Origin of the sequence: Stutzerimonas kunmingensis, assembly GCF_032106285.1 — a bacterium.
GTDB classification, from domain to species: Bacteria; Pseudomonadota; Gammaproteobacteria; order Pseudomonadales; family Pseudomonadaceae; genus Stutzerimonas; species Stutzerimonas kunmingensis_B.
In genome coordinates, this window is sequence record NZ_DAMCPO010000025.1 from 26380 (window position 1) to 46547 (window position 20168).

At 58.8% G+C, this 20168-nt stretch carries 14 protein-coding genes and 1 pseudogene; 5 read left to right on the forward strand and 10 right to left on the reverse strand.

The features are described from left to right. Nucleotides 1-208 precede the first annotated feature (208 nt). From imuA to RT582_RS17860, 5 genes and pseudogenes are all read left to right on the forward strand, one after another. The gene (imuA, locus tag RT582_RS17840) at nucleotides 209-832 is read left to right on the forward strand and encodes a translesion DNA synthesis-associated protein ImuA (protein WP_014820649.1); all 624 of its coding nucleotides are present in this window, start codon (nucleotides 209-211) and stop codon (nucleotides 830-832) included. A gap of 2 nt (nucleotides 833-834) precedes the next feature. Then, nucleotides 835-2247, forward strand: a complete 1413-nt coding sequence (locus RT582_RS17845; protein WP_313478974.1) for a Y-family DNA polymerase — start codon at nucleotides 835-837, stop codon at nucleotides 2245-2247. Further along, nucleotides 2244-5324, forward strand: coding sequence for an error-prone DNA polymerase (locus RT582_RS17850; protein ID WP_313478941.1), 3081 nt, complete (start codon nucleotides 2244-2246; stop codon nucleotides 5322-5324). Before RT582_RS17845 ends, RT582_RS17850 begins: the two co-directional genes overlap by 4 nt. 91 nt (nucleotides 5325-5415) lie before the next feature. Next, a pseudogene (locus RT582_RS17855) lies at nucleotides 5416-5554 on the forward strand (tyrosine-type recombinase/integrase); the annotation flags it as partial. Between the two features lie 308 nt (nucleotides 5555-5862). Beyond that, entirely contained in the window at nucleotides 5863-7272 is a 1410-nt protein-coding gene (locus RT582_RS17860) for a tyrosine-type recombinase/integrase (RefSeq protein WP_312443297.1), read from the forward strand. On the opposite strand, the gene RT582_RS17865 is transcribed toward RT582_RS17860, so the two are convergent. The 10 genes from RT582_RS17865 to RT582_RS17915 all read right to left on the reverse strand — a co-directional run bounded on the left by RT582_RS17865 (nucleotide 7266) and on the right by RT582_RS17915 (nucleotide 20150). Next, on the reverse strand, nucleotides 7266-7559 hold the full coding sequence (locus tag RT582_RS17865; protein ID WP_010953434.1) for a type II toxin-antitoxin system RelE/ParE family toxin: 294 nt from the start codon (nucleotides 7557-7559) through the stop codon (nucleotides 7266-7268). The genes RT582_RS17860 and RT582_RS17865 overlap by 7 nt on opposite strands. Then, nucleotides 7547-7819: a CopG family ribbon-helix-helix protein gene (locus RT582_RS17870; RefSeq protein ID WP_017940300.1), complete on the reverse strand. Its 273-nt coding sequence runs from the start codon at nucleotides 7817-7819 to the stop codon at nucleotides 7547-7549. Before RT582_RS17870 ends, RT582_RS17865 begins: the two co-directional genes overlap by 13 nt. Nucleotides 7820-8309: 490 nt before the next feature. Beyond that, on the reverse strand, nucleotides 8310-9296 hold the full coding sequence (locus RT582_RS17880) for a DUF7281 domain-containing protein (RefSeq protein ID WP_312443305.1): 987 nt from the start codon (nucleotides 9294-9296) through the stop codon (nucleotides 8310-8312). Next, nucleotides 9293-12067, reverse strand: coding sequence for a hypothetical protein (locus RT582_RS17885; RefSeq protein WP_312443307.1), 2775 nt, complete (start codon nucleotides 12065-12067; stop codon nucleotides 9293-9295). Before RT582_RS17885 ends, RT582_RS17880 begins: the two co-directional genes overlap by 4 nt. Beyond that, nucleotides 12064-12663 carry a condensin complex protein MksE gene (locus RT582_RS17890; RefSeq protein WP_312443308.1) on the reverse strand — a complete coding sequence of 200 codons (600 nt, stop codon included), beginning with the start codon at nucleotides 12661-12663 and terminating at the stop codon, nucleotides 12064-12066. Before RT582_RS17890 ends, RT582_RS17885 begins: the two co-directional genes overlap by 4 nt. Continuing rightward, nucleotides 12660-13904 carry a hypothetical protein gene (locus RT582_RS17895; protein WP_312443310.1) on the reverse strand — a complete coding sequence of 415 codons (1245 nt, stop codon included), beginning with the start codon at nucleotides 13902-13904 and terminating at the stop codon, nucleotides 12660-12662. The genes RT582_RS17890 and RT582_RS17895 overlap by 4 nt, the downstream gene beginning before the upstream one ends. Before the next feature lie 8 nt (nucleotides 13905-13912). Then, nucleotides 13913-15955 carry a protease Lon-related BREX system protein BrxL gene (brxL, locus tag RT582_RS17900; protein WP_313478976.1) on the reverse strand — a complete coding sequence of 681 codons (2043 nt, stop codon included), beginning with the start codon at nucleotides 15953-15955 and terminating at the stop codon, nucleotides 13913-13915. A gap of 6 nt (nucleotides 15956-15961) precedes the next feature. Continuing rightward, a complete protein-coding gene (gene pglZ / locus RT582_RS17905) occupies nucleotides 15962-18280 on the reverse strand; it encodes a BREX-1 system phosphatase PglZ type B (RefSeq protein ID WP_313478944.1) in 2319 nt (772 codons plus the stop codon). Next, nucleotides 18277-18876, reverse strand: a complete 600-nt coding sequence (locus RT582_RS17910) for a hypothetical protein (protein WP_312443315.1) — start codon at nucleotides 18874-18876, stop codon at nucleotides 18277-18279. Before RT582_RS17910 ends, pglZ begins: the two co-directional genes overlap by 4 nt. After that, on the reverse strand, nucleotides 18873-20150 hold the full coding sequence (locus RT582_RS17915; protein WP_196637221.1) for an AAA family ATPase: 1278 nt from the start codon (nucleotides 20148-20150) through the stop codon (nucleotides 18873-18875). The genes RT582_RS17910 and RT582_RS17915 overlap by 4 nt, the downstream gene beginning before the upstream one ends. Between the last annotated feature and the right edge of the window lie 18 nt (nucleotides 20151-20168).

A 20168-nucleotide genomic window follows, 5' to 3' on the forward strand; every position in this document is an offset into this window, starting at 1 on the left:
TGCTAATCGACGGGTTTTCCGAGCACAAGCAGTGATCAGGGCTTGGCGGCGCCTAATGGCCGAGCAGCTTTCAGACTGGCCCCGCCTTCCACGGAGAGAGCATGCGCTCGAACAGATGAAGTGTCGCGCTCACTCATCGCGTCGTGCTTGACCAACTCGCGGCAGGCCAAATACTGTATCTATATACAGTTGTTTTGGATACCTCTTCATGACCGCAGTGGTCGCCCTTGATAGCCTGCTGGATACACGTCGCGTCTGGCGTGGCCAGGCCATAACGTCTCGCACGGCCGTCCAGCCGACCGGAAATGCCACACTGGATGAGTTCCTGCCCGGCGGCGGCTGGCCGGAGTCGGCCATCAGCGAGTTCCTCGTCGCGGCCACGGGCATCGGCGAGTTGAACCTGCTGTGGCCGACCCTTGCACGACTGACCACCGCCGGCGAGCGGGTGGTGTTGGTAACGCCCCCTCATCGACCTTACCCCCAGGCCTGGCTGGCCGCGGGTGTAGACCTGCAGTGGCTGACCATCATCCAGGCAAAGGGCCGCGATGCGCTGTGGGCTGCAGAACAATGCCTACGTTCCGGCGGTTGTGCCGCCGTGCTGTGCTGGCCGCAACAAGCTGATGACCGTGCCTTAAGACGCTTGCAGATTGCCGCTGAATCCGGCCAAACCCTGGGCTTCGTCTATCGGTCACTGCGTGAAGCAAATAACCCATCACCGGCGGCACTACGCCTGACCATCGAGGCCCAGCCGGCGCAGCTGCGTGTCATCAAGTGCCGCGGCGGCCTGGCTCCGGGACAGGCGCTCCCGGCCAGCGCCTGGCAACAGGCGTGACGATGCTCTGGGCCTGCATTCTGCTGCCGCAACTGGCCATGGACGGCGTTTTGCGCCACCGCGACGATGCCGCCGCGCCACTGGCCCTGCTCGCCGGCCCGCCACAGCGCCGCGTGCTGCAGGCCGTCAACGCAGCCGCCCGCAAGCTCGGCCTCAAGCCAGGACAATCGCTGATCGCAGCCCAGGCATTGACCCACGACTTCGCCACCGCCGATTACGACCCGCTGATGATCGAACGCTGGCAGCGGTTTCTGGCGGCCTGGGGTTACGGCTACAGCGCCCAGGTCAGCCTGCACTACCCGCGCTGCCTGCTGTTGGAGGTGCATTCCAGCCTCGGCCTGTTCGGCCCCTGGCCACGATTCGAGACGCGTCTACGCAAGGAGCTCACGGCTCTGGGCTTCCGCCACCGCATCACCCTGGCGCCCAACCCGGCGGCCGCGCGCATCCTCGCCAATGCCCATGACGGGCTGGCCGTGACCGATACAGCCACGCTTCATCAGGCGCTCGGGGTACTGCCGGTCGAGCGCCTCGGCCTGCCCCGCGAAGTCAGCACATCGCTGGTACGCATGGGCGTGCGCCATCTTCATCAACTGCTCGCCCTGCCGCGGGATAGCCTCGCCAGACGCTTTCCGGCCGAAGTGCTGGCCCAGCTCGACACCCTGCTCGGGCATCGGCCGCTGCCTCTGGAGTTCTACCGCCCGCCGGATGTCTTCGACACCCGCATCGAACTGAATTTCGAGGTCGAGTCCCACCAGGCTCTGCTGTTTCCATTGCGCAGACTGACCACCGACCTGGCCGCCTTTCTCGCCGGGCGGGACAGTGGCGTCCAGCGTTTCAGCCTGTACCTGGAACATCGAACCCTGCCCGACAGCGAGGTAGCGGTCGGCCTGCTCAGTACCGAACGCGAGCCCGCCATGCTGTTCGAACTGACCCGTGGCCGTCTCGAGCACCTGCAACTGCCTGCCCCCGTCCTGGCCGTGCGTCTGCTGGCTCGTGATCTGCCAGCCTTCACGCCGGCCCATCAGGCCTTGTTCGACGAGCGCCCGCAGCAGAATGTGCCCTGGGAGCAACTGCGCGAACGCCTCCGCGCCCGACTGGGCGACGATGCCGTGGTCTCGCTGAGCGCACGAGCGGACCACCGTCCCGAATATGCCTGGCGGGAAAGCAGCCTCGCCCGCACCGAACCATTGCCTCACGTGGGGTTGCGCCCCGGCTGGCTGCTGAGTACCCCGCAACCCTTGCGCGAAGAGGGGCTGCTCACCCTGACCGGCCCCGAGCGCATCGAGTCCGGCTGGTGGGATGGTGCCGACGCGCGACGCGACTACTACCGGGTGCAAACCGCTACCGGCCAGCAGGGTTGGGCGTTTCGCGCCCTCGCCGGAGGCCCCCTGCTGCTGCACGGCTGGTTCGCATGAACGCCGAATATGCCGAGCTGCATTGCCTGTCCAACTTCAGCTTCCAGCGGGGTGCATCCAGCGCGAGCGAACTCTTCGACCGCGCCAAACGCCAGGGCTATGACGCTCTGGCGATCACCGACGAATGCAGCCTGGCCGGTATCGTGCGCGCCTGGCAGGCCTCGAAGGACACCGGCCTGCCGCTGATCATTGGCAGCGAGGTGCAGTTCGAGGGCGGGCCCAAGCTGATCTTGCTGGTGGAAAACCTGACCGGCTACCAGGCACTCTGCCAATTGATAACCCGTGCCCGCCGACGAGCCAAGAAAGGCCGTTACCAGGCGCTGCGCGAAGACCTTAGCGAGTGGCCACTAGAGGGTCTGCTGGCAATCTGGCTGCCCGCCCACACCGGCGTCGATGCCGAAGGCCAGTGGCTGCACGAGCGTTTTCCCGAGCGGCTGTGGCTCGGCATCGAACTGCATCGGGGGCCGGACGACGCACTGCAGCTGCGGCAAAGCCTGGCGCAGGCCTCACGCCTGGGCATACCCGCGGTGGCCTGCGGCGATGTGCACATGCATGCCCGCGGTCGTCGGGCATTGCAGGACTGCATGACCGCCATCCGCCACCATCTGCCAGTGGCCGAAGCAGGATGCCACCTATTTGCCAATGGCGAACGGCACCTCAGATCGATCGTCGAACTGGCCCAGCTCTATCCAGCCGAGCTGCTCGCTGAAACCCTTCGCATCAGTCAGCGCTGCCATTTCCAGCTCGACCAGCTGAAGTATCAATATCCCCACGAGCTGGTCCCGCCCGGACATGACACCACCTCATGGCTGCGCAAGCTGGTCGAGGATGGCGCAAGCTGGCGCTGGCCGGACGGCATCACGGAAAAGGCCCGCGCGCAGCTCGAACATGAGCTCGAGCTGATCGCCGACCTGCATTACGAAAGCTATTTCCTGACCGTGCACGACATAGTCCGCTTCGCCCGCGAACGGGGCATTCTCTGTCAGGGTCGAGGCTCGGCGGCCAACTCGAGCGTCTGCTTCGTGCTGGGCATCACCGAACTCGACCCGGTGCGCAGCAAACTGTTGTTCGAGCGCTTCCTATCCCGCGAACGCAACGAGCCACCCGATATCGACGTGGACTTCGAGCACGACCGGCGCGAGGAAGTCATCCAGTACGTCTTTCAGCGCTATGGGCGCAATCGCGCCGCCCTCACCGCCGTCGCCAGCAGCTACCGCGCAACCGGGGCCCTGCGGGATGTCGCCAAGGCGCTGGGTCTGCCGCCGGACCAGATCAACGCCCTGGCCAGTTGCTGCGGGCGCTGGAGTGAACACATACCCGACAATTCTCGACTGTGCGAGGCCGGCTTCGACCAAAACAATCCGGTTCTGCGCCGAGTTCTGGTGCTGGCCGATGCGCTTATCGGATTTCCTCGCCACCTTTCCCAGCACCCTGGCGGCTTCGTGATCTCCGAGCAGCCACTCGATACCCTGGTGCCGATCGAGAATGCCAGCATGGCCGACCGCACGGTGATTCAATGGGACAAGGACGATCTCGACGCAGTCGGTCTGCTCAAGGTCGACGTGCTGGCCCTGGGCATGCTCAGCGCGATACGACGTTGTTTCGACCTGATCGAGCATTATCGCGGTACGCGCTGGACCATCGCCACGCTGCCCGCGGAGGACAGACCCACCTACGACATGATCAGCCAGGCCGACACCATCGGCGTCTTCCAGATCGAGTCGCGGGCGCAGATGGCCATGCTGCCGCGCCTGCGCCCGAAGACCTTCTACGACCTAGTCATCCACGTCGCCATCGTCCGCCCCGGACCGATCCAGGGCGACATGGTGCATCCCTATCTGCGTCGACGTAACCACGAAGAAAAGGTGGATTACCCGTCCGAAGAACTGAAACCGGTGTTCGAGCGCACCCTTGGCGTGCCTCTTTTTCAGGAACAGGTGATGGAACTGGCGATCGTGGCGGCCGAGTACACACCAGACGAGGCCGACAAGCTGCGCCGTGCCATGGCCGCCTGGAAACGCCATGGCAGCCTTGAGCCCCACCGCGTGCGGCTGACCGAGCGAATGCTTGCCAAAGGCTACCAGCCCGACTTCATCGCGCGGATCTTCGAACAGATCAAAGGGTTCGGCAGCTATGGTTTTCCCGAATCGCATGCGGCGAGTTTTGCGCTGCTCACCTATGCCAGCTGCTGGCTGAAGCGCCACGAACCGGCTGCGTTTGCCTGCGCACTGATCAACAGCTGGCCGATGGGCTTCTACAATCCTGACCAGATTCTTCAGGATGCCCGCCGCCACGGGCTGGAAATCCGCCCGGTGGACGCTCGCCACAGCGGCTGGGATTGCAGCCTCGAGCCATGCCGCCAGGAGCAACCGGCAATCCGCCTGGGGCTACGTATGGTGCGCGGCTTTCGGGAAGCCGATGCCCTGCGCATCGAAGCCGCACGCCAACGTCAGCCATTCATGGACATCCATGACCTATGCCGTCGCGCCGAGCTCGAACCGCGCGCACGCGAGCAGCTCGCCGATGCCGGGGTCCTGCGCGGTTTGGCCGGTCATCGGCATCGTGCGCGCTGGGCCGTCGCAGGGATCGAACCACAGTTACCCCTGTTTGACGGCCTGCCCGCTATGGAGGAAACGCACATCTACCTGCCCCTGCCTTCGGTGAGTGAAGACCTTTTCAACGACTACGCGACCCTCGGCACTACGCTGGGGCCGCATCCGCTGACCCTGCTGCGAAATGAGCTCAAGGCCAGGCGCTGCCAGAGCTCACGGGAACTGGCCACCATCGAACATGGGCGCCTAGTCAGCGTTGCCGGCCTGGTTATCGGCCGACAGCGCCCGCAGACCGCCAGCGGTGTCATCTTCGTCACCCTGGAAGACGAGTTCGGCATGGTCAACGTAGTGGTATGGCGCGATTTGGCCGAGCGCCAAAGGCGGCCGTTGATCCAGTCGCAACTGCTTCGTGTGGATGGCCATCTAGAGTCGGCCAGCGGCGTACGACATCTCATCGCCGGCCGCCTGAGCGACCTCACGCCCCTGCTTACCGGGCTCGATGTGCGTAGCCGGGACTTTCAGTAAATTAGAGCTTTCGTCCATTAGTGAGTGCCAGCGAGAAAAGCATGGCGAAAACCAGGCACGCCACCCGATGCATCGAATGAACGATTTGGTCCTGTTGGGTCACAAGAACGGCAGCATCAACCAGCCACTACTCGGCGGCCGAACTGGGCAAGCTGATCGATGAGGCCAACCAAATATCGGCGACGGATTCGAGGGGAGCGGCGCTGACGATACTGAGGAGGAAGGCAGGACGAAAAAGTCCCGCAAAAGTCCCGCAACGAAAAAGGCCGGTGCTTTCGCAACCGGCCTAAGTCGTTGATTTATTTGGTCGGGACGGAGTGATTCGAACACTCGACCCCTTGCACCCCATGCGCTTATTTGGTGGATTTCCATAGATCCTACCGGACACTATTGGACAGGCTTAAACCTAGTAAATACGGGGCTTACAGGCTAATCTTGCATCCGGCAGCGTCCAATACCGTCCACCACCAGCTATGCAATTCGGTGGCACAAAAGTGGCACAAAATTCGGGCGCAAGGAATTGTACTAGGGGTAGAGAGTGTCCAAGGTAACGATTAAGCAATTAGAGGCACTGACAGCCCAAGATGACGGCAAGGTCTTCCGCGAGGATGGAGGATTGGTTGCCGAGGTGCGCGCCGGGGTTCGCGGAATCACAGTTCAGTTCAGCTATGAATTCAAGCTGGATGGAGCGCGAACCAGGAAGCGCTTGGGTAGCTGGCCGAAGAAAAGCTTGGCGCAAATTCGGTCTGAGCGCGACGAGGCCCGGGTACTCGTCACCAAAGGCCTGCACCCTACCCTTGCCGCCAAAGCTGCACGGATCGAGGCGCAAGCGGCAATCGCCACCACTATTGCTGAAGCAGAGCGTGAAGCCGCAGAAAACAAGACAGTCTCCGATCTCTTTGATGAGTGGATACGTGACGGCGTCTCACGCCAGGACGGCAATGCCGAGCTGATCCGCAGCTTCAAGAAGGATGTACTGCCACTCATTGGCAAGAAGCCGCTACGCAATCTCACCGAGAAGGATCTACTCACCGTCCTGCGCTCAGTCAAATCTCGCGGCCTAAATCGCACCGTCGTTATCCGCAGCAAGGACATCGGCCAGATGCTGCGCTGGGCCGAGAAACGCAAGCCATGGCGTGGGCTCATGACTGACGGCAATCCAGCCGACCTGATAGACGTCAACAAGCTTCTCGACCATGACTACGAAGAACAGCGGGATCGACTGCTCTCCCCTAACGAGATTCGAGAACTGCGTGACATTCTCGAACGTCTGGAGAAAGACTACGACGAGCTTCCTGCTGGACAGAAGTATTCAGGCATTCGCCCGGTCAACACGCGCGTCCAGTGCGCGCTGTGGATCTGCCTGAGCACCCTTTGTCGTATCGGCGAGCTGCTTAAGGCCGAGTGGCGCAACCTGGACCTGAAGAAAGGCACCTGGTTCATCCCGGCCGAAGCAACAAAGGGCCATAAAGGAAAGCGCCAAGATCACCACGTGTTCCTTTCAGCGTTTTCCATTGCGCAGTTCAAACGCCTTCAAAAAGAAACCGGTGATACGCCGTTCTGCTTCCCCAGCAAGGATGGTAAAAGCCACGTTGATACCAAGACTGTCAGCAAGCTCATCGGAGACCGCCAGTGTCGATTCAAGAACCGCAGCAAGCCACTGGCCGGCCGGCATCATGACGACTCACTGGTACTGAGCAAAGGAACCAAGGGTGAATGGACCCCGCATGACCTGCGCCGCACGGGCGCGACGATGATGCAGGAGCTGGGTGTAACGCTGGAAATAATCGACCGCTGCCAGAACCATCTGCTGGGCGGCTCGAAGGTCCGTCGACATTACCTGCACCACGATTACGCCAAGGAAAAAACCGAAGCCTGGCGCTTGTTGGGCGAAAAGTTAGAGTCGATTCTTGCCGGGACTCCGGTAGCTGCTGTCCAACCTCAGTAGCCAGCTTCTTTTTGATGGCGAAAGGCCAAAACATAGGCAGTGTCATCTGCGCGCTCATAGCGGTACAGCGCGACGTAACCTGAGTCACCAAACTCGATGATGAGCTCTCGCAGCTCTGGCAGATCTGGAAAGGGACGCCCTACTTCCGGACTTTCCTCCAATCGAGCGAATTGGCGCTCGATTGCCTGTGCAGCACGGCGCGCGACCTGCGGATCTTTATCGGAGAGAAATCGCCGGCAACGCTCCAGGCCCTTCGCCGCCCCTTCCGTGACGATCAGTCGTGGCACTTGGGCAACTCTGCCTCAGCATCTGTACCCCAACTACCAAGCCAGGTGCGAGCCTCCTGGCCGGTCAAGTGCTGGCCGGTTTCCTGGTATGCAGCCCAAGATGCCAGCGCTTCTTGTTTGAAGCTCTCACGGGCCTCCTCACGCTCTACGTACTGGGTGATCGCCTCACGCATGATCCAGTGAGATGAGCGCTGCCGCAAACCAGCCAAATGCTGAATGCGACCTTTCAGATCGTCGTCAATTTTGATGGAAGTGGCCATGGTCAGCCCTCCGTTATCTAAAGGTATTACCTTTGAATATCGTAGCAGAGAAAAAACTGTGCTGCGCATTCAGACGCCGATGGGCATAACACTGGATGGCTCAATCCAAACCCGAGCATCTGCTGCTTACAGGTCTTCCAAGGAAACCTGGATGGATTTTTCAGCTGCCCGAGCCTTCGCCAATGAAGCCAGCTCGAAATCGTCTAGGCGCTCGAGTATTTGTTCGTACAGCGTCGCTGGCACCAGATATGCCATAACACGACCCTGTTCGAGCAAGGCTACAGGGGCACCTGCGGCTTCAGCCAATATGCGGGATGGGTTTATATTAAGGGCTTCGCGTCCGCTTAAAAATACGCGGACACCATCGCCCTTATGGCTGGAGTTCGGAAAGTGACTTGGCTGGACGCTTACGCCACGCGGCTATCCGTCCGCAATCACCCGGCCAACTTTCTTTTTGGATTGAACTGCAACCGTAGCTCATAGACCACACCTACAAGTCATCCAGATTGACTGGGAGGGCTGTCTCACTTGAACGAGACTTAGCAATTTCGATCAGCTCAAGGTCTTCTGAAAGCATTTTATTCACCGGTTGCTGAGAAATTCCCCGCCGTAAAAACACACTCTCCTGCTCCAATGCCAAGCCCATTCCTTGCAGAGCATCACACAGCTCGGCCAACTCGCTGGGCATGCCCAACGATCGAAGTCGACTTACCGCATCCTGATAGTTCGCTAAGTTGTCCTGCCAAATCCGTTGATTGCCATACAGCCTCAACCGCTCCTGCCAATCCGGCATTAACCAGAGTTTGCACATGTCCCCAATGAGCTCATAGAGTCGAGCGAAGTTCTGAAGCCCAATACCGTCGTAATCGGGGAAAAGGATTACCTGTGAGGCGCGCGGCCTCTCGACCAACCAATTCAGCATTAGGCTGCTTAGCTGTCCGGAGTAGTAGCACAAGGTGCCGCTCGCATCGGCGGGCAGCCAGCTGATATCGTCGAACAGGGCTTGGTTCTCGATCAGCCACAAGGGCGAAGCCGTGTGCCAATCATCGCCGCTCTGCACAGCCAAAGCGGCAGCCCCGCAGGTCTGCGTCAGCTGCGATACATCGAGTAGTTCGCCCTTGCCAGCACGCCAGTACTGCCCGCCGTTGACGGCTTTAAGCAGCAGGTACTGTACCGAGTGCCGCGCACTACCACTTTTACTGTCACGGTTGCGCGACATGTTGAGGGCGCGCTGCGGGATCACACTGGCCGCATTTTCCGTGTGTCCCGGTCTTAGCTGAGCAAAGTGAGCCTGAACCTGTTCTAGGGCGGCGATCTGATACAGACTGCCGCGACCACTAACTGACAACCGCACCGCCAGGGTTCTCCGAGCGAACTCCTCCAGCGCTCCGCGCTGGGCAGCTGTCAGTTGGCTGGCAGCCAGCCTACCGCCAGCAACAAGCAGCTTTTCCAGTGCATCGGCCAGTGAACGGCTCACGCACCAGCCCCCACCACGCGCGGCTCCAACTCCTGCCAATTCTTACGGCTGACGTGATTGTGTCCGCCGTGGCGAGTGATTGGTACGCAGTAACGAACGGTTGCCAGCGGCGCGGGAGAGGCGAAGATAAGCGCAAAACCGAACTCAGCAGCTGTGTCGATCAAACTCGTCTGGTTTGGCCCATCAAGCGCCAGCGCCTCATCCAAGTAGCAGGCAGCCCGAACCGAATAGCGCTTGTCCTGCATCTGGTGCAGTAGCGCCAGCCCCGTTACCAACTTTGCCATCAGCACCGTGCCGTTGGAGGCTGCGCCATCAATATCAGCAAAGGCCTCAGGTTTCTGGCCCTCTTTGCCGACGATGAAGCTCAGACGAAACAGATGCTCAACAGCCAGACCGCCTCGGGCATCACCCTCTCGGATCAGCAGGGCCTTCGCCCGCGTGAGACTCTCATCATCGAGCACACTTCCGTGGTCGAACAGCTCAAAGCTCTGGCCTGAATCCACCTGCTCCGCTGTGTTGATGAGCGCCTCGATCGCCCAGACCAGCTCCTGCTCGTCTTCAGGCTCGATCTTGAATACCGAAAGGTCGGACAACCGACGCCGGCCGATCAGCTGATTGAACTGGCGCATCTTGGCCTTGAAATCGTTCAGGCTGCCTCGCAATTGCCGCAGGCACGCCGTGACGTTGACCACCGCTGTGCGCGCCTTACGCTCGATGGCCTCAAACTCCTGGGGCAGATGCCGGCCAAACTCGATCATCAGGCGGATCTCTTCGTCAGGATCGTCGGCCGTCTGGAACTTGGTCAAACCACCCGCGTGCAGCTCGGCGAGCAACCCACGTACATCATTTTCAAGGCTCAGTAGCCGGCGGCAGTCCTGCTGATACTCTCGCAGGTGCTCGGCCAGCTGTTCAATAGCCAGCTCTGTTGCCCCAACCCACGTGTGATGCGGCAGATCAGCCAGATAGCTGAAGATAGGGTCACCATCACTGCGCCGATCGCGGCCGGTACAGATCTCCCTGTGCTGGCCGTCGAGCTCATCCTGCTGCTTACGTATGCCATCCAGCTGTTTTCGAAGACGCTGCACCTCGGCATTTACTCCACCCAGCTTGGCATCCAGATCCGCCAAGGCGCTCCGGCAGTCCCGCATAAACTGGTCGCGCTCATCCGCACGCTCACGCAAGGTGGTGAGCTCGTCGAAGGCCTCTAGGTCACGCTGCGCCTGTTGGTAGTCATGCTCTCGCTCAAGCTTCAGCGCCTCAGCAGCCTGAATCTCCTCGGCAGCCCGTAGCTGCTCACCGAGCTGAGCCAGCTGGCGCTGAAGGTCAGACAACTCCTGATTGATCTCTTCAGCGCTGCGCTGGCGGTGCTGATCGGGCAGGTCAGCCAACTGCAGATCAAGTCCCGGCAGCTCGAGGCAACCAGCCTGGCTGAGCCATTTTTCAAGGCTTTGATGCAGCTGCTCGCCGTTGAGACGGAAACCGCTCTCCGGCAGCGTCATGACCTCCCGTGCAAACAACCGGTTCAGGGCAGTCAGCTGCTCCGCGTTCAACTCCTGCTGCAGATGCTGATACAGGTTGCCCGTCAGGCTTGCTCTTTCGCGACTGAGCCGCTGCACGTCCTGCGTAACCCTGTTGCGCTCGCGGACAATCTCATTGGGGCTTCGACCCTGTACTCCGGCAACGAGCGCAACCTGGGCCTCGTAGGCTGCACGCGCATGCTCGATGCTACGCTCCAGCGTCTCGCGTCGGTCGATCAGCGCGAACCGGCGCTCCAGTTCAGCCTGCCGGTCATCCTCGCGTTTCAGCGCAGCTTCAGTCTGCAGACTGCGCTCACGGGCAGTTGACCACTCTAACCGGTCATGTTGCAGCTGCTCTTCGGCCTGCTCGATGCCGGCGCGGGCCTGTTGCAGATCAGCTGAGCGAGACTGGTAATAGCTCTGCCAATCCTGTAACGCCCGATCGATCAGCGGCCGGAAGTGAAACAGCTTGCCGCGCAACTGCAAGCGCTCCTCATGCAGCGTTTCGAGGCGGCCGATCCGCTCCAGCTGTTTTAGGGCCGCTTGATATTGCTCACGGTCGGCATTTACATCGGAGAAAGCCTTGTCCCACTCCTGCTTGAAGTCGATGCCCGCGTCCGAAAGATCTCGGTGAAAGATCTGCAACAGGTAGTCCTTCACCTCCTTGGATTGCAGCTTGTCCAAGCGCAGAGTTCGGGTGAGCACCCGCTGGAATACCTCAGCGTGGCGGGCCTGCTCCAGGCGGAAAATTGTGAAGTCACCGTTTTCTCCCCGCACCCGCCGACTGTTGCCATACACCATGCTGGTGAACTCGCTACCGCTATAGCGTTGGGCGAGCAAGCCGCGAGTGGCTAAATGACTCAGCAGCTGCGGTTGCGCCACCAGACAGCCGTCATCGCGCCGGTAGTCGTCGAGGTTCAACTGGCCACGGTAAGCGAAGTATTCGTAGTCGTTGCTGACACCCTTGCCAACACATCCCAGCACCACACTGCCCGACTCAGGAAGCAGCACCTCCAGCAGGATGTAGGCGCTGTTGTTGGGGAAATAGAAGCGCCGACTGCGCTCTACGTCGTAGGCACCAAAGTCCATTCGTCTCCGGTCGATGATCAGCAAGAACTGCAAGGCATTGATCAGACTGGTCTTGCCTGTATTGTTCGGAGCCACCAGCGATACAGACGCATCCAAAGGCAACTCTGCGCGCTCGTAGCCAGCACTGTTAAGCAGCACCAACCGCTGAAATCCATAATCCATCATGCCGGCTCATCCTCTTCGCTGGTCTCGATGGCCTCGGTCACATCAACACCTTCTTCAAGCTCGTCGTTCTGCTCCCCGGCCAGCTTCACAAAATGGTCCAGATACCTCCAGACGGCAGGTAGTAGCCGCCAACCTCCGGCAGCTGACTCAGCAAAACCATACACGCACGCACGATCGAGCAGTCCTACGAGCGACTCTTCCTCTAGCCCCTCTGCTAAAAGCAAGTCGTGGCCACGCTCCAGCAACTTGGCCAGAACAGCGTGATCAATGATCCAGTCACCGAAGCGGTGCAGGTGCATACCTTCGTCGGCCTTCAACTCGAACAGCAGCATAAAAATCAGCGCCAGCTGGCGTGTGGTGCGGCTGACGTTGCTGCTCGCATTGTCGAAGTGAAACCAGGCAAACCCGCGCCTATCAACGCGCAGTGTGAAGCCAAGACGCCCGAACAGCTCCTGGTACTGCTCTTGCTCTTTCTCGAGCTCAGCCCACAGAACGGGCTCTGCAATGTGATTCAGGTGCTTGCCCGCATTGAACAACTCGAACAGCGGGCCAAGGCTCGGCAAACGCCCCAGATGAAGTGTGGCTGCTTGATTCATCGTGCGGGTATTCCATGAGGATAGTGAGTCACGCGCAGCAGATTAAGGTCAGTACTGCGCTTCAGGTCGTCCTGCTGGAACTCCCACTCCGGCTCCCTGACAAGCTCGTGGTAAAGGCGAAGGACAGTGGCATCATCCAGGTAGGCGTAGTTCGTACGAAGCCAGTCAAGCAAGCTAGGCACAGGACCACTGGCAGCCAAACGCTCGCGCAGCTCGACACCGTCGATGACCTGCAGCTCTTTTGCTGACTCAGCTGGAGCTTCATCGGGGAAGGCCTGACTCACAGGCTCATATGCCAGGGCCTCAGCCATGATGGTGAGCACCTCATCGCCAACCGTTACCCGCCGGGGACGCTCTGCGCGCCAGACAGGGAAGTCAGGTTGGCGGAATGTCCGCGACAAGCCTCGCTTTCGCACCTGTCCGAGTAGTTGGCTGACGGCAGCAGACAGGCTGTTATGCCGCCTGAGCTCTTCTCGCAACGGTAAAAGCGTATCGCTGCACTGCTTCAGCACCTCCCGGCCAAGCCGACGAAGCTCTTTGACCTGAAAGCCGGCCTGACGTACCAGCATACGCAAGGTGTAAAGCGCCCCCTGAACAGCGAGCTTCTCCTGGCAGTAGTCAATCTGCCGTTCTGCATCCTCCAGCAATCGGTAAAAGCTGCCCGACGGGCCGCTGTCCATCATTTCCGCCATCGGCTCGATGTAATCATCATAGGCCTGCAGCACTTGACGGTAACGGCGCTCGGCCGGCACATGCGCCTCAGTGCTCTTGGCTTTCTCGGCGATTTCGAGAATGGCGTGGCGATCCTGATCCAGCTGCTGGGCTATCTGGCGGAACAACTCAATAAGCTGTACGGCGCCCTGGCGCAGCAGATCCAGGTCATTACCCTCGATTGCCTCATTCAGGCGCTCTGTAGCATCACGAATTCCTTGCACTCGGGCCTGGAGCACTGCAGATAGCCCAAGCTCATGCTCCCTGTTCAGACCACGGACGAATTCAAGCACCAAGGGATTGAGCTGTAGCAGCTCATCCCTGGGGAGCACGCGAAGAATTTCGGTGTTGATCAGCGCTCGCAGAACATTCTCACGAGCGTCTCGCTGCATGCTTGGATCAACCTTACTGATCAGCGCCAGCACTTGCTCTGATTCAAATGCTGGAATCTCACGAGTGCGCTGTACCAGCCACTCGACCACCGGCCAGTGGCTATAAAGGGCGAATACCAGAGAGCGTGGATTAGCCATGTGCTTAGCTATTCCACAATCGCCTTCAACAACGCATCCCGTGCATCCTGATAAAACTGGATATCGATCTTGGTCGCCATGTCGTCTGACAGGTCATACAGCTGACGCCTCGCCGTAACAGGCATGAGCAGTGCGCTCGCGCCCTTCTCAACCGCAAGCTCAGCGATATTTACTGCGTTGCTGATGGGCTCAATAGAGCCGCCCAAATTGACCTCGCCGACAACGATCAGTCCGCCTTTAACTGATTTTTTCAGCAGGCTGCTGCACATGGCGATCAATGCTGCCATTCCCAGCTTGGAACCTCGTTTTGCAGCATCGAATGCGCGTAGCTGGATGGAGAACTCGTGAGAGCGAGGGTCTCGGTCGCCAACCAGCTGAACAGACCGTGAATACAGGTTCTGCTCGGCATAACGTACCGATTCCTTGAATGCCGCCGGCGCGGGATTGTTGAGAATCTTCACCCCAGAGCCTGGCCCACCGTTAACTTCGATACGGTACAGACCCGCATTGTCATCAATATCAGCGCCGCCTTCACTGATGGCCCAGATCTGGCCTGGCTCCAACGGATCATCACCAATCTCGTTGTCCGCTCTAAGCTCAGGTGTGGCTACGAACTTCTCGACGCCATCATCACCGATGAAGTAGCTGAAATGTGTATTGCGGAATTCGGCTGCGCCTACCCGCTTCTGCTGCTCTTTTACACGGCGGCGCACTTCAAGGCCCAAACGGGTTGCCCACTCCAGATCCTCGTCGGAGACGGGCATATCCTGGTTGGGGTACATCAGCTTGAGTATACCAGACACCGTCTTGTTGACAGCGTTGGTATCACGGCCACTGAGCGCGCCGCCCAAGTGAACGCGGTTTTGCATGGCTGACACGCGGCTCTCAAATCTGAGTCGGCTCATGCATTCCGAGAAGAAGTCACTAACCAAACCAAAGTGGTCCGTGGTCAGATCCTTGTTCATCTTCGGCACATCCCAGCCAGGGAGGTAACAGTGGATGCGATCCATCCATGCTGTGTCGTCGCGCATCTCGGCGGGCAGCGGGCCAAAGAGGTGGCCAACACGTTGTTGGTGTTCAACATCCACATCAAAATTGCCGACAAACACCATGGAGCCATCGGCACGGATGCTTTCCTTGCCACGGCTGAACTCACCGGACTCCATGTAGCCCTTCATGATGTTAATCCCCTCCTTGGAGTCGAAGGAGATCCCGCTTACCTCATCAAAACAGACCACATCGTACTGACACACCAGGCCGCGTTGTCCGGTATTGTTGTTCACGAACATCTTGGCAATGGTCGCCTTGCCGCCCGAAATCAGGTGCGCATAAGGCGATACTTGCTGGAACAGGTGGCTCTTACCAGTACCACGCGGCCCCAGCTCGACCATGTTGTAGTTGCGCTCCACGAAGGGCACCATCCGAAGCAGGATGGCATCCTTGGCACGCTGGGTCAGTGCATTGGATTCCAGACCGATGGACCGCACCAGAAAGTCGCGCCACTCATCGCTGCTGAAGTTACTGCGTGCCTCCGCCAGGATATCCAGCACGTTGCGCTTGGACATCTGGATTGGTCGCAGCTCCGAGATGCCAAAGGCGTTGCCCTTCTCTTCAGCAATCACACTGTCGTATTCCAGGGTGACCTCGGCATAAAAGCCACCGGTCAAAAGCCGCTCGTTATCATCGACAATCTTGTCGGGGATGCGGACCCGATTGAGGTTTAGGCTTGGCAGGCTGGCCAGGTAACCACCCTCTTTTTCCACGAACCGCACGCTGACAATATCTATCAGCTTGGCCGAACCATCCTTGTAGGCCCGAGCTTTGAATAGCTCCTCCTCGCCGGCGCGCACAGTGCGAGAGGCCAGCTGACGCTGCACAATCTCAAGCCCCTCTTCAATCTCTTGAGGGTCGGTCGAGGCGCAATAGCGGCCCAGCATAAATTCGACCACATAGGTCGGTACCGGAAACTGGCGGGCAAAGGTTCGCACCAGATCCTTTCGGACCAGGTAACCCTCAAAGGCTGTTGCGGCCTTGTGGTCCAGCGTATCCATTTCCACTTATTCGTCTCCTACCAGTGTCGGCTTCTTCGCCAGCACGTTACCTTGATCATCCAGCAGCACCAGAACCGCTGAGCTGCCCTCAAACTGGTCATCTACTAACAAGCTGCATTTGCCGTCTTTGAGTGGCTTGCGCTTGGTTATTTCAGAGTCAGGATCAGCTGGGTGAGTCCTTAGCACTGCCAATACGCCATCAGCCGTGGTTTCAGCCTGAATCTTGCAAGTGAGACCCAACCAACGAATATCCGACAGGGTCGCAGTGACCGCAGATACGGCCGCGACTGCCTTGGTATTGCGTATCTGAATCACCGGCGTCATGCACTCCTGCAAGCTCAGGCCACCATGGTCATAGTTTTGACCGGCCTTGAAGCTGCAAACGCCAGGCGCCATGGCGATGCTGACGGCACTATTCCAATACCAGCCCACTTGCTGATAGCCCGAATCCACAGAATCCTTGATCACCGCACAACGGCCCCAGCGCGTTTCGGTCAGATGCTTGGGCAAGTCCACTTTCGCCATAGGCCGGGGAGTCAGTATCCAACCATGGTCAGTCACAATTCGAATCTTGCGCCAACCTGCAGCGATCAGCTCCTCGGCACGCTCGACGACCTCGTCGAGTAAGGTATCGATGCGTGCAGCGAGCTTCAGGCCCTTAACATGGCCTTCCTTATCAATGTCACCACTTTGCAACCAGGCATTCGAGGCAGGGTCACCTGACTCCCCCTCTTCCAGATACTGCCAGCCTTTCTCGTTGAGGAACTTGCGTAGATAGTGCGAGGAAAAGTCCTTGTCATCATCCGCGAGGCTCGGCTCAAAATCCCGGTCTGTTAGTCGGCCGGTCAGCCGATCATGCACCGGCGTTACCGCCGCCTTGGCAGTGGCCGTTACCGAAGGCAATGCTGCCCAGTTCGAGTCCAACTGAATTTCACCCAGGCCTTGCAGCTTGGCCGCTAAGCGTTGCGCCGTATCAAAGCGCAGGCCATCAACAAAAAAAACCGCCTCGCCGGCCACGGCATACTCCGCCGTAGCTTCATTGACCTGATCAATGCCTGGATAGCCCTTGCTACGCACCAGGCTCTGGAAGTTGCGAGTAACGCCGTCCAGCCATGGGGTGTAAATCAGATCCAGAAGGCCATGCACCAGTGTCTGTTGACCAGGTGACAGCGGATAAGCCAATGCGCGCAGTGCATGATCATCTGCACGCCAATAGCTCTCGCGATACTGGCTCGCCATTTCCTCAGGATCGGTGCCCGAGAATGTGCTGGAGGTTGCTTGAGCGATCTCGGCCAGATGTTCCAATACCCCTGCCAGAGGAGCCATAGCCAGGGCATGCCATACCCAGTTACGACGCTCCGCATGCCGGCTTTCAAGCTGTCCGATGCTCAAGCGCGCTTTGGCCGGGTCAAGCTGCAAGAGCCCGTTCAGATCACGTTCAAGCTGCTGCTCTTCACTGGCGTTGATCGAAGGGTAACTAGCACCGCTGGCCGCCAGATCTGCCTGGACCTTCAACAGTAGCTGCGGCAATTGAGGGTAATGCGTGCATGACTCCAAAAAGCGTTGCCAAACACCCTCCCAGACACCCTGACGCTGGCATAGCAGCTCAGCTGCCGTAAGTTCGCCATCCAGCTCTGGATTGAAGTGGTACTCGGTTTCGCAAATACCGACCAAGGCTTGCCATCGAGAAGACTCCCAGCGTTCACGACAGGCCTGGCTGTCGTTCATCCAGCTAAGCAGATCACGTACGGGATCGCTGCTGACCAGCTTGTTAAAGTCCGCTGCTTCCAGGCGTCGATTGCTCAAGTCATCGCGTTCGCTCTCGAGAATCTCGGGCAATACACGCAACATGACCTGCTGGTTTTTCTCATCCTTGGCCACATCAAGCCCGGCACCGCCGTTACTGGAGACCAGGAAGGCATTCACCGTCCAGTCACGCCCCGCATTGCTATAGATCCACCAACAGCCTCGGTACTGCAGCTCAGCCAGCGGCTTGAGCGAATCAGGGCATGCAGCGATAGCGCGCAAATCACGGCGCTCATAGCCTGGCAGATAAACAATAGGCGTCCGATCTGCTGGCAACGCAACATCAGGCAATACGCCTTCGACCACACATTTAATCCAGATTGCCGGACCAATTTTGCGTTCAGGCGCATAGTCGCCCAGCACGATCAGCTCCGGCAGAGCGGCCTGCAGCATGGGTAATGCCGACTCCCACTGACGTAACTTGTCAGTCCAGAGAATGACATTGGGAGCGGCTTGCACGTTGGAGTTGTACGCAGCGCTGGCACGGACTTCCTGGGCCAGCAGGTCAATCAGCTTCATAGCAGTCCTTGGCGGTTGGCTTCGTACCAGACAAAGGGCGATTTCTTCTTTAGGTAGTCTGCTGGCAGCCCGTACTCCAGATAGTCTTGATACCAGCTTGCGCGCATATCACGGCACTGCGTGTCATCCAGACGAAGACGCTCGATGGTTTGCTCAACCAAACGCATGGGTGCAGCAGCTAGACGTGGATTTGGGTAAATGTGTCCCGTTGAAAGCTGCAACCGGAACAGATCCGGCGCGAGATAAAACGGATCAAGCACATCGCTGTATTCCCGCTTGCGGCTGTTCATCGTCGAACATGCCAGCCTGTAGTTTCTCCATTCATAGGCCAGGCCCGCATCGGCGGACTTGGCAATGAAATGATCGACACTCCCACCGCCCATCACCCGCTCAAAATGCACACCCAGGTAAGCACAGATACCGCTATAGGCCAGGTGCAGATCAGTCAGACAGGCTCGCCAATAGGGTTCTATCTCTGTTTTGCGTGGCAGGGGTTGGTCCAGAGAGACTCCCAACTTATTAAGATGCGCCAAGCCCTTTGTGCGCACGTTCACATCAAAGTCAGCAGGCTCCGGTTGCTCAGCAACAGGGATCATTGCAACCACCCCTGTTTTTCACCCACATAGCGCCAACGAATCCAGAATGGGTCTGTGTCACCCAGCAGGGTACGCAGCCTGGCATCAAGCTTCTTGGCCAGTTCAGCATCAATCACTTCTTCAGAAAGGATCTTGGCAGCTTGCTCAAGGGTCTGTTCAGCGGCCAAAGACCTTGCACTCCCAAGATCAAAAGCCTCGCTAGTTAGCCAACGAGATGCATCGCCTTGGCGTAAAAATGGGCGCTTGCGCAGCACCACTTCATCCTGTTCAAGATCCAAATCAAACCAGGCGTCCTTGCGCTCATCAAACAGCGGCTCGACCGATGCCATGATCAACGGGGAATGGGTGGCAGTAATCAGTTGAACATCCGGGCGTTTGGTTAGTTTCTTCATCACATCCAGCAGAGCCGGCACGATGGTTCTCTGCCAACTTGGGTGCAGATGGGACTCAACCTCATCAATCAGGAACACCACCTGATGGGTCGGATCCTCACCCAAGTGCTCAGCCGCCTTACGATGCTCAAGCCAGGCCCATACCAGAAAATAAGCCAAGGCCATTACCCGCTTCATGCCTGAAGAGGCATGCAGCACCAGCACATCCTGCTTGTAGGGCATGGTAATGGTGGGAATGTCGCGGACATCATCCAGGCTCAGCTTGCCCAGCTTGCCGGGCAGCATGGCTTCCCTCGCGTTTGGTGAAAGCACCTTGAGGACGCTTTTCAGTAGTTTGAAGGCTTCTCCATCCTCCTTTTGCCAAGTCGCCCAGTCCTGGATCAAGCCATTACAAAGCACGCTGCCTTCATCAACCAGGCCATCCCACACCTCTGATGAGCTAAAAACAAAGGCTGGGCGCCGCTCCTGGACGTCTACATTATTCTTGGTCTGCCAATAGTTTCGGGCTGGATCCCAGACTGCGAAGCTGCCGTCACTCATGGCATAAATCACCAGCCCAGGATTGGCCGGACGGCCGGATCGACCTGTCCAGGCTTCTTCGCGCGGCTGATAGTTGCTGGTGTAGGTTTCGTCCTTACTTTTCGCGGTAAAGCAAAAGCTGATCTCGCCTTTCTGCTTTGCGTGCGGCCTGACTTTTTTACCGACTGTCAGGCTGCTGTTGAGCTCGGCTGGCCACTTGCGCGTCATCGACCACCAGGCAATATCCAGCAAAAAGCTTTTCCCCAGACCGTTGTCACCGGTGATCAGGTTCAGCCGCTCGCCAAACTCCAGCTCCATCGAAGGCGCAGGCCCCACGTGGCTCAACTTGAGTTCTTTAAGCATCTTCTTCTCCGGCAAAGT

What these genes read in the sequence shown, in the direction of transcription:
- imuA (WP_014820649.1), top strand. Translation starts at nt 209, where the DNA reads ATGACCGCAGTGGTCGCCCTTGATAGCCTGCTGGATACACGTCGCGTC.
- RT582_RS17845 (WP_313478974.1), top strand. Translation starts at nt 835, where the DNA reads ATGCTCTGGGCCTGCATTCTGCTGCCGCAACTGGCCATGGACGGCGTT.
- RT582_RS17850 (WP_313478941.1), top strand. Translation starts at nt 2,244, where the DNA reads ATGAACGCCGAATATGCCGAGCTGCATTGCCTGTCCAACTTCAGCTTC.
- RT582_RS17870 (WP_017940300.1), bottom strand. Translation starts at nt 7,819, where the DNA reads ATGGCCACTTCCATCAAAATTGACGACGATCTGAAAGGTCGCATTCAG.
- RT582_RS17885 (WP_312443307.1), bottom strand. Translation starts at nt 12,067, where the DNA reads ATGATGGATTATGGATTTCAGCGGTTGGTGCTGCTTAACAGTGCTGGC.
- RT582_RS17890 (WP_312443308.1), bottom strand. Translation starts at nt 12,663, where the DNA reads ATGAATCAAGCAGCCACACTTCATCTGGGGCGTTTGCCGAGCCTTGGC.
- RT582_RS17895 (WP_312443310.1), bottom strand. Translation starts at nt 13,904, where the DNA reads ATGGCTAATCCACGCTCTCTGGTATTCGCCCTTTATAGCCACTGGCCG.
- brxL (WP_313478976.1), bottom strand. Translation starts at nt 15,955, where the DNA reads ATGGATACGCTGGACCACAAGGCCGCAACAGCCTTTGAGGGTTACCTG.
- pglZ (WP_313478944.1), bottom strand. Translation starts at nt 18,280, where the DNA reads ATGAAGCTGATTGACCTGCTGGCCCAGGAAGTCCGTGCCAGCGCTGCG.
- RT582_RS17910 (WP_312443315.1), bottom strand. Translation starts at nt 18,876, where the DNA reads ATGATCCCTGTTGCTGAGCAACCGGAGCCTGCTGACTTTGATGTGAAC.
- RT582_RS17915 (WP_196637221.1), bottom strand. Translation starts at nt 20,150, where the DNA reads ATGCTTAAAGAACTCAAGTTGAGCCACGTGGGGCCTGCGCCTTCGATG.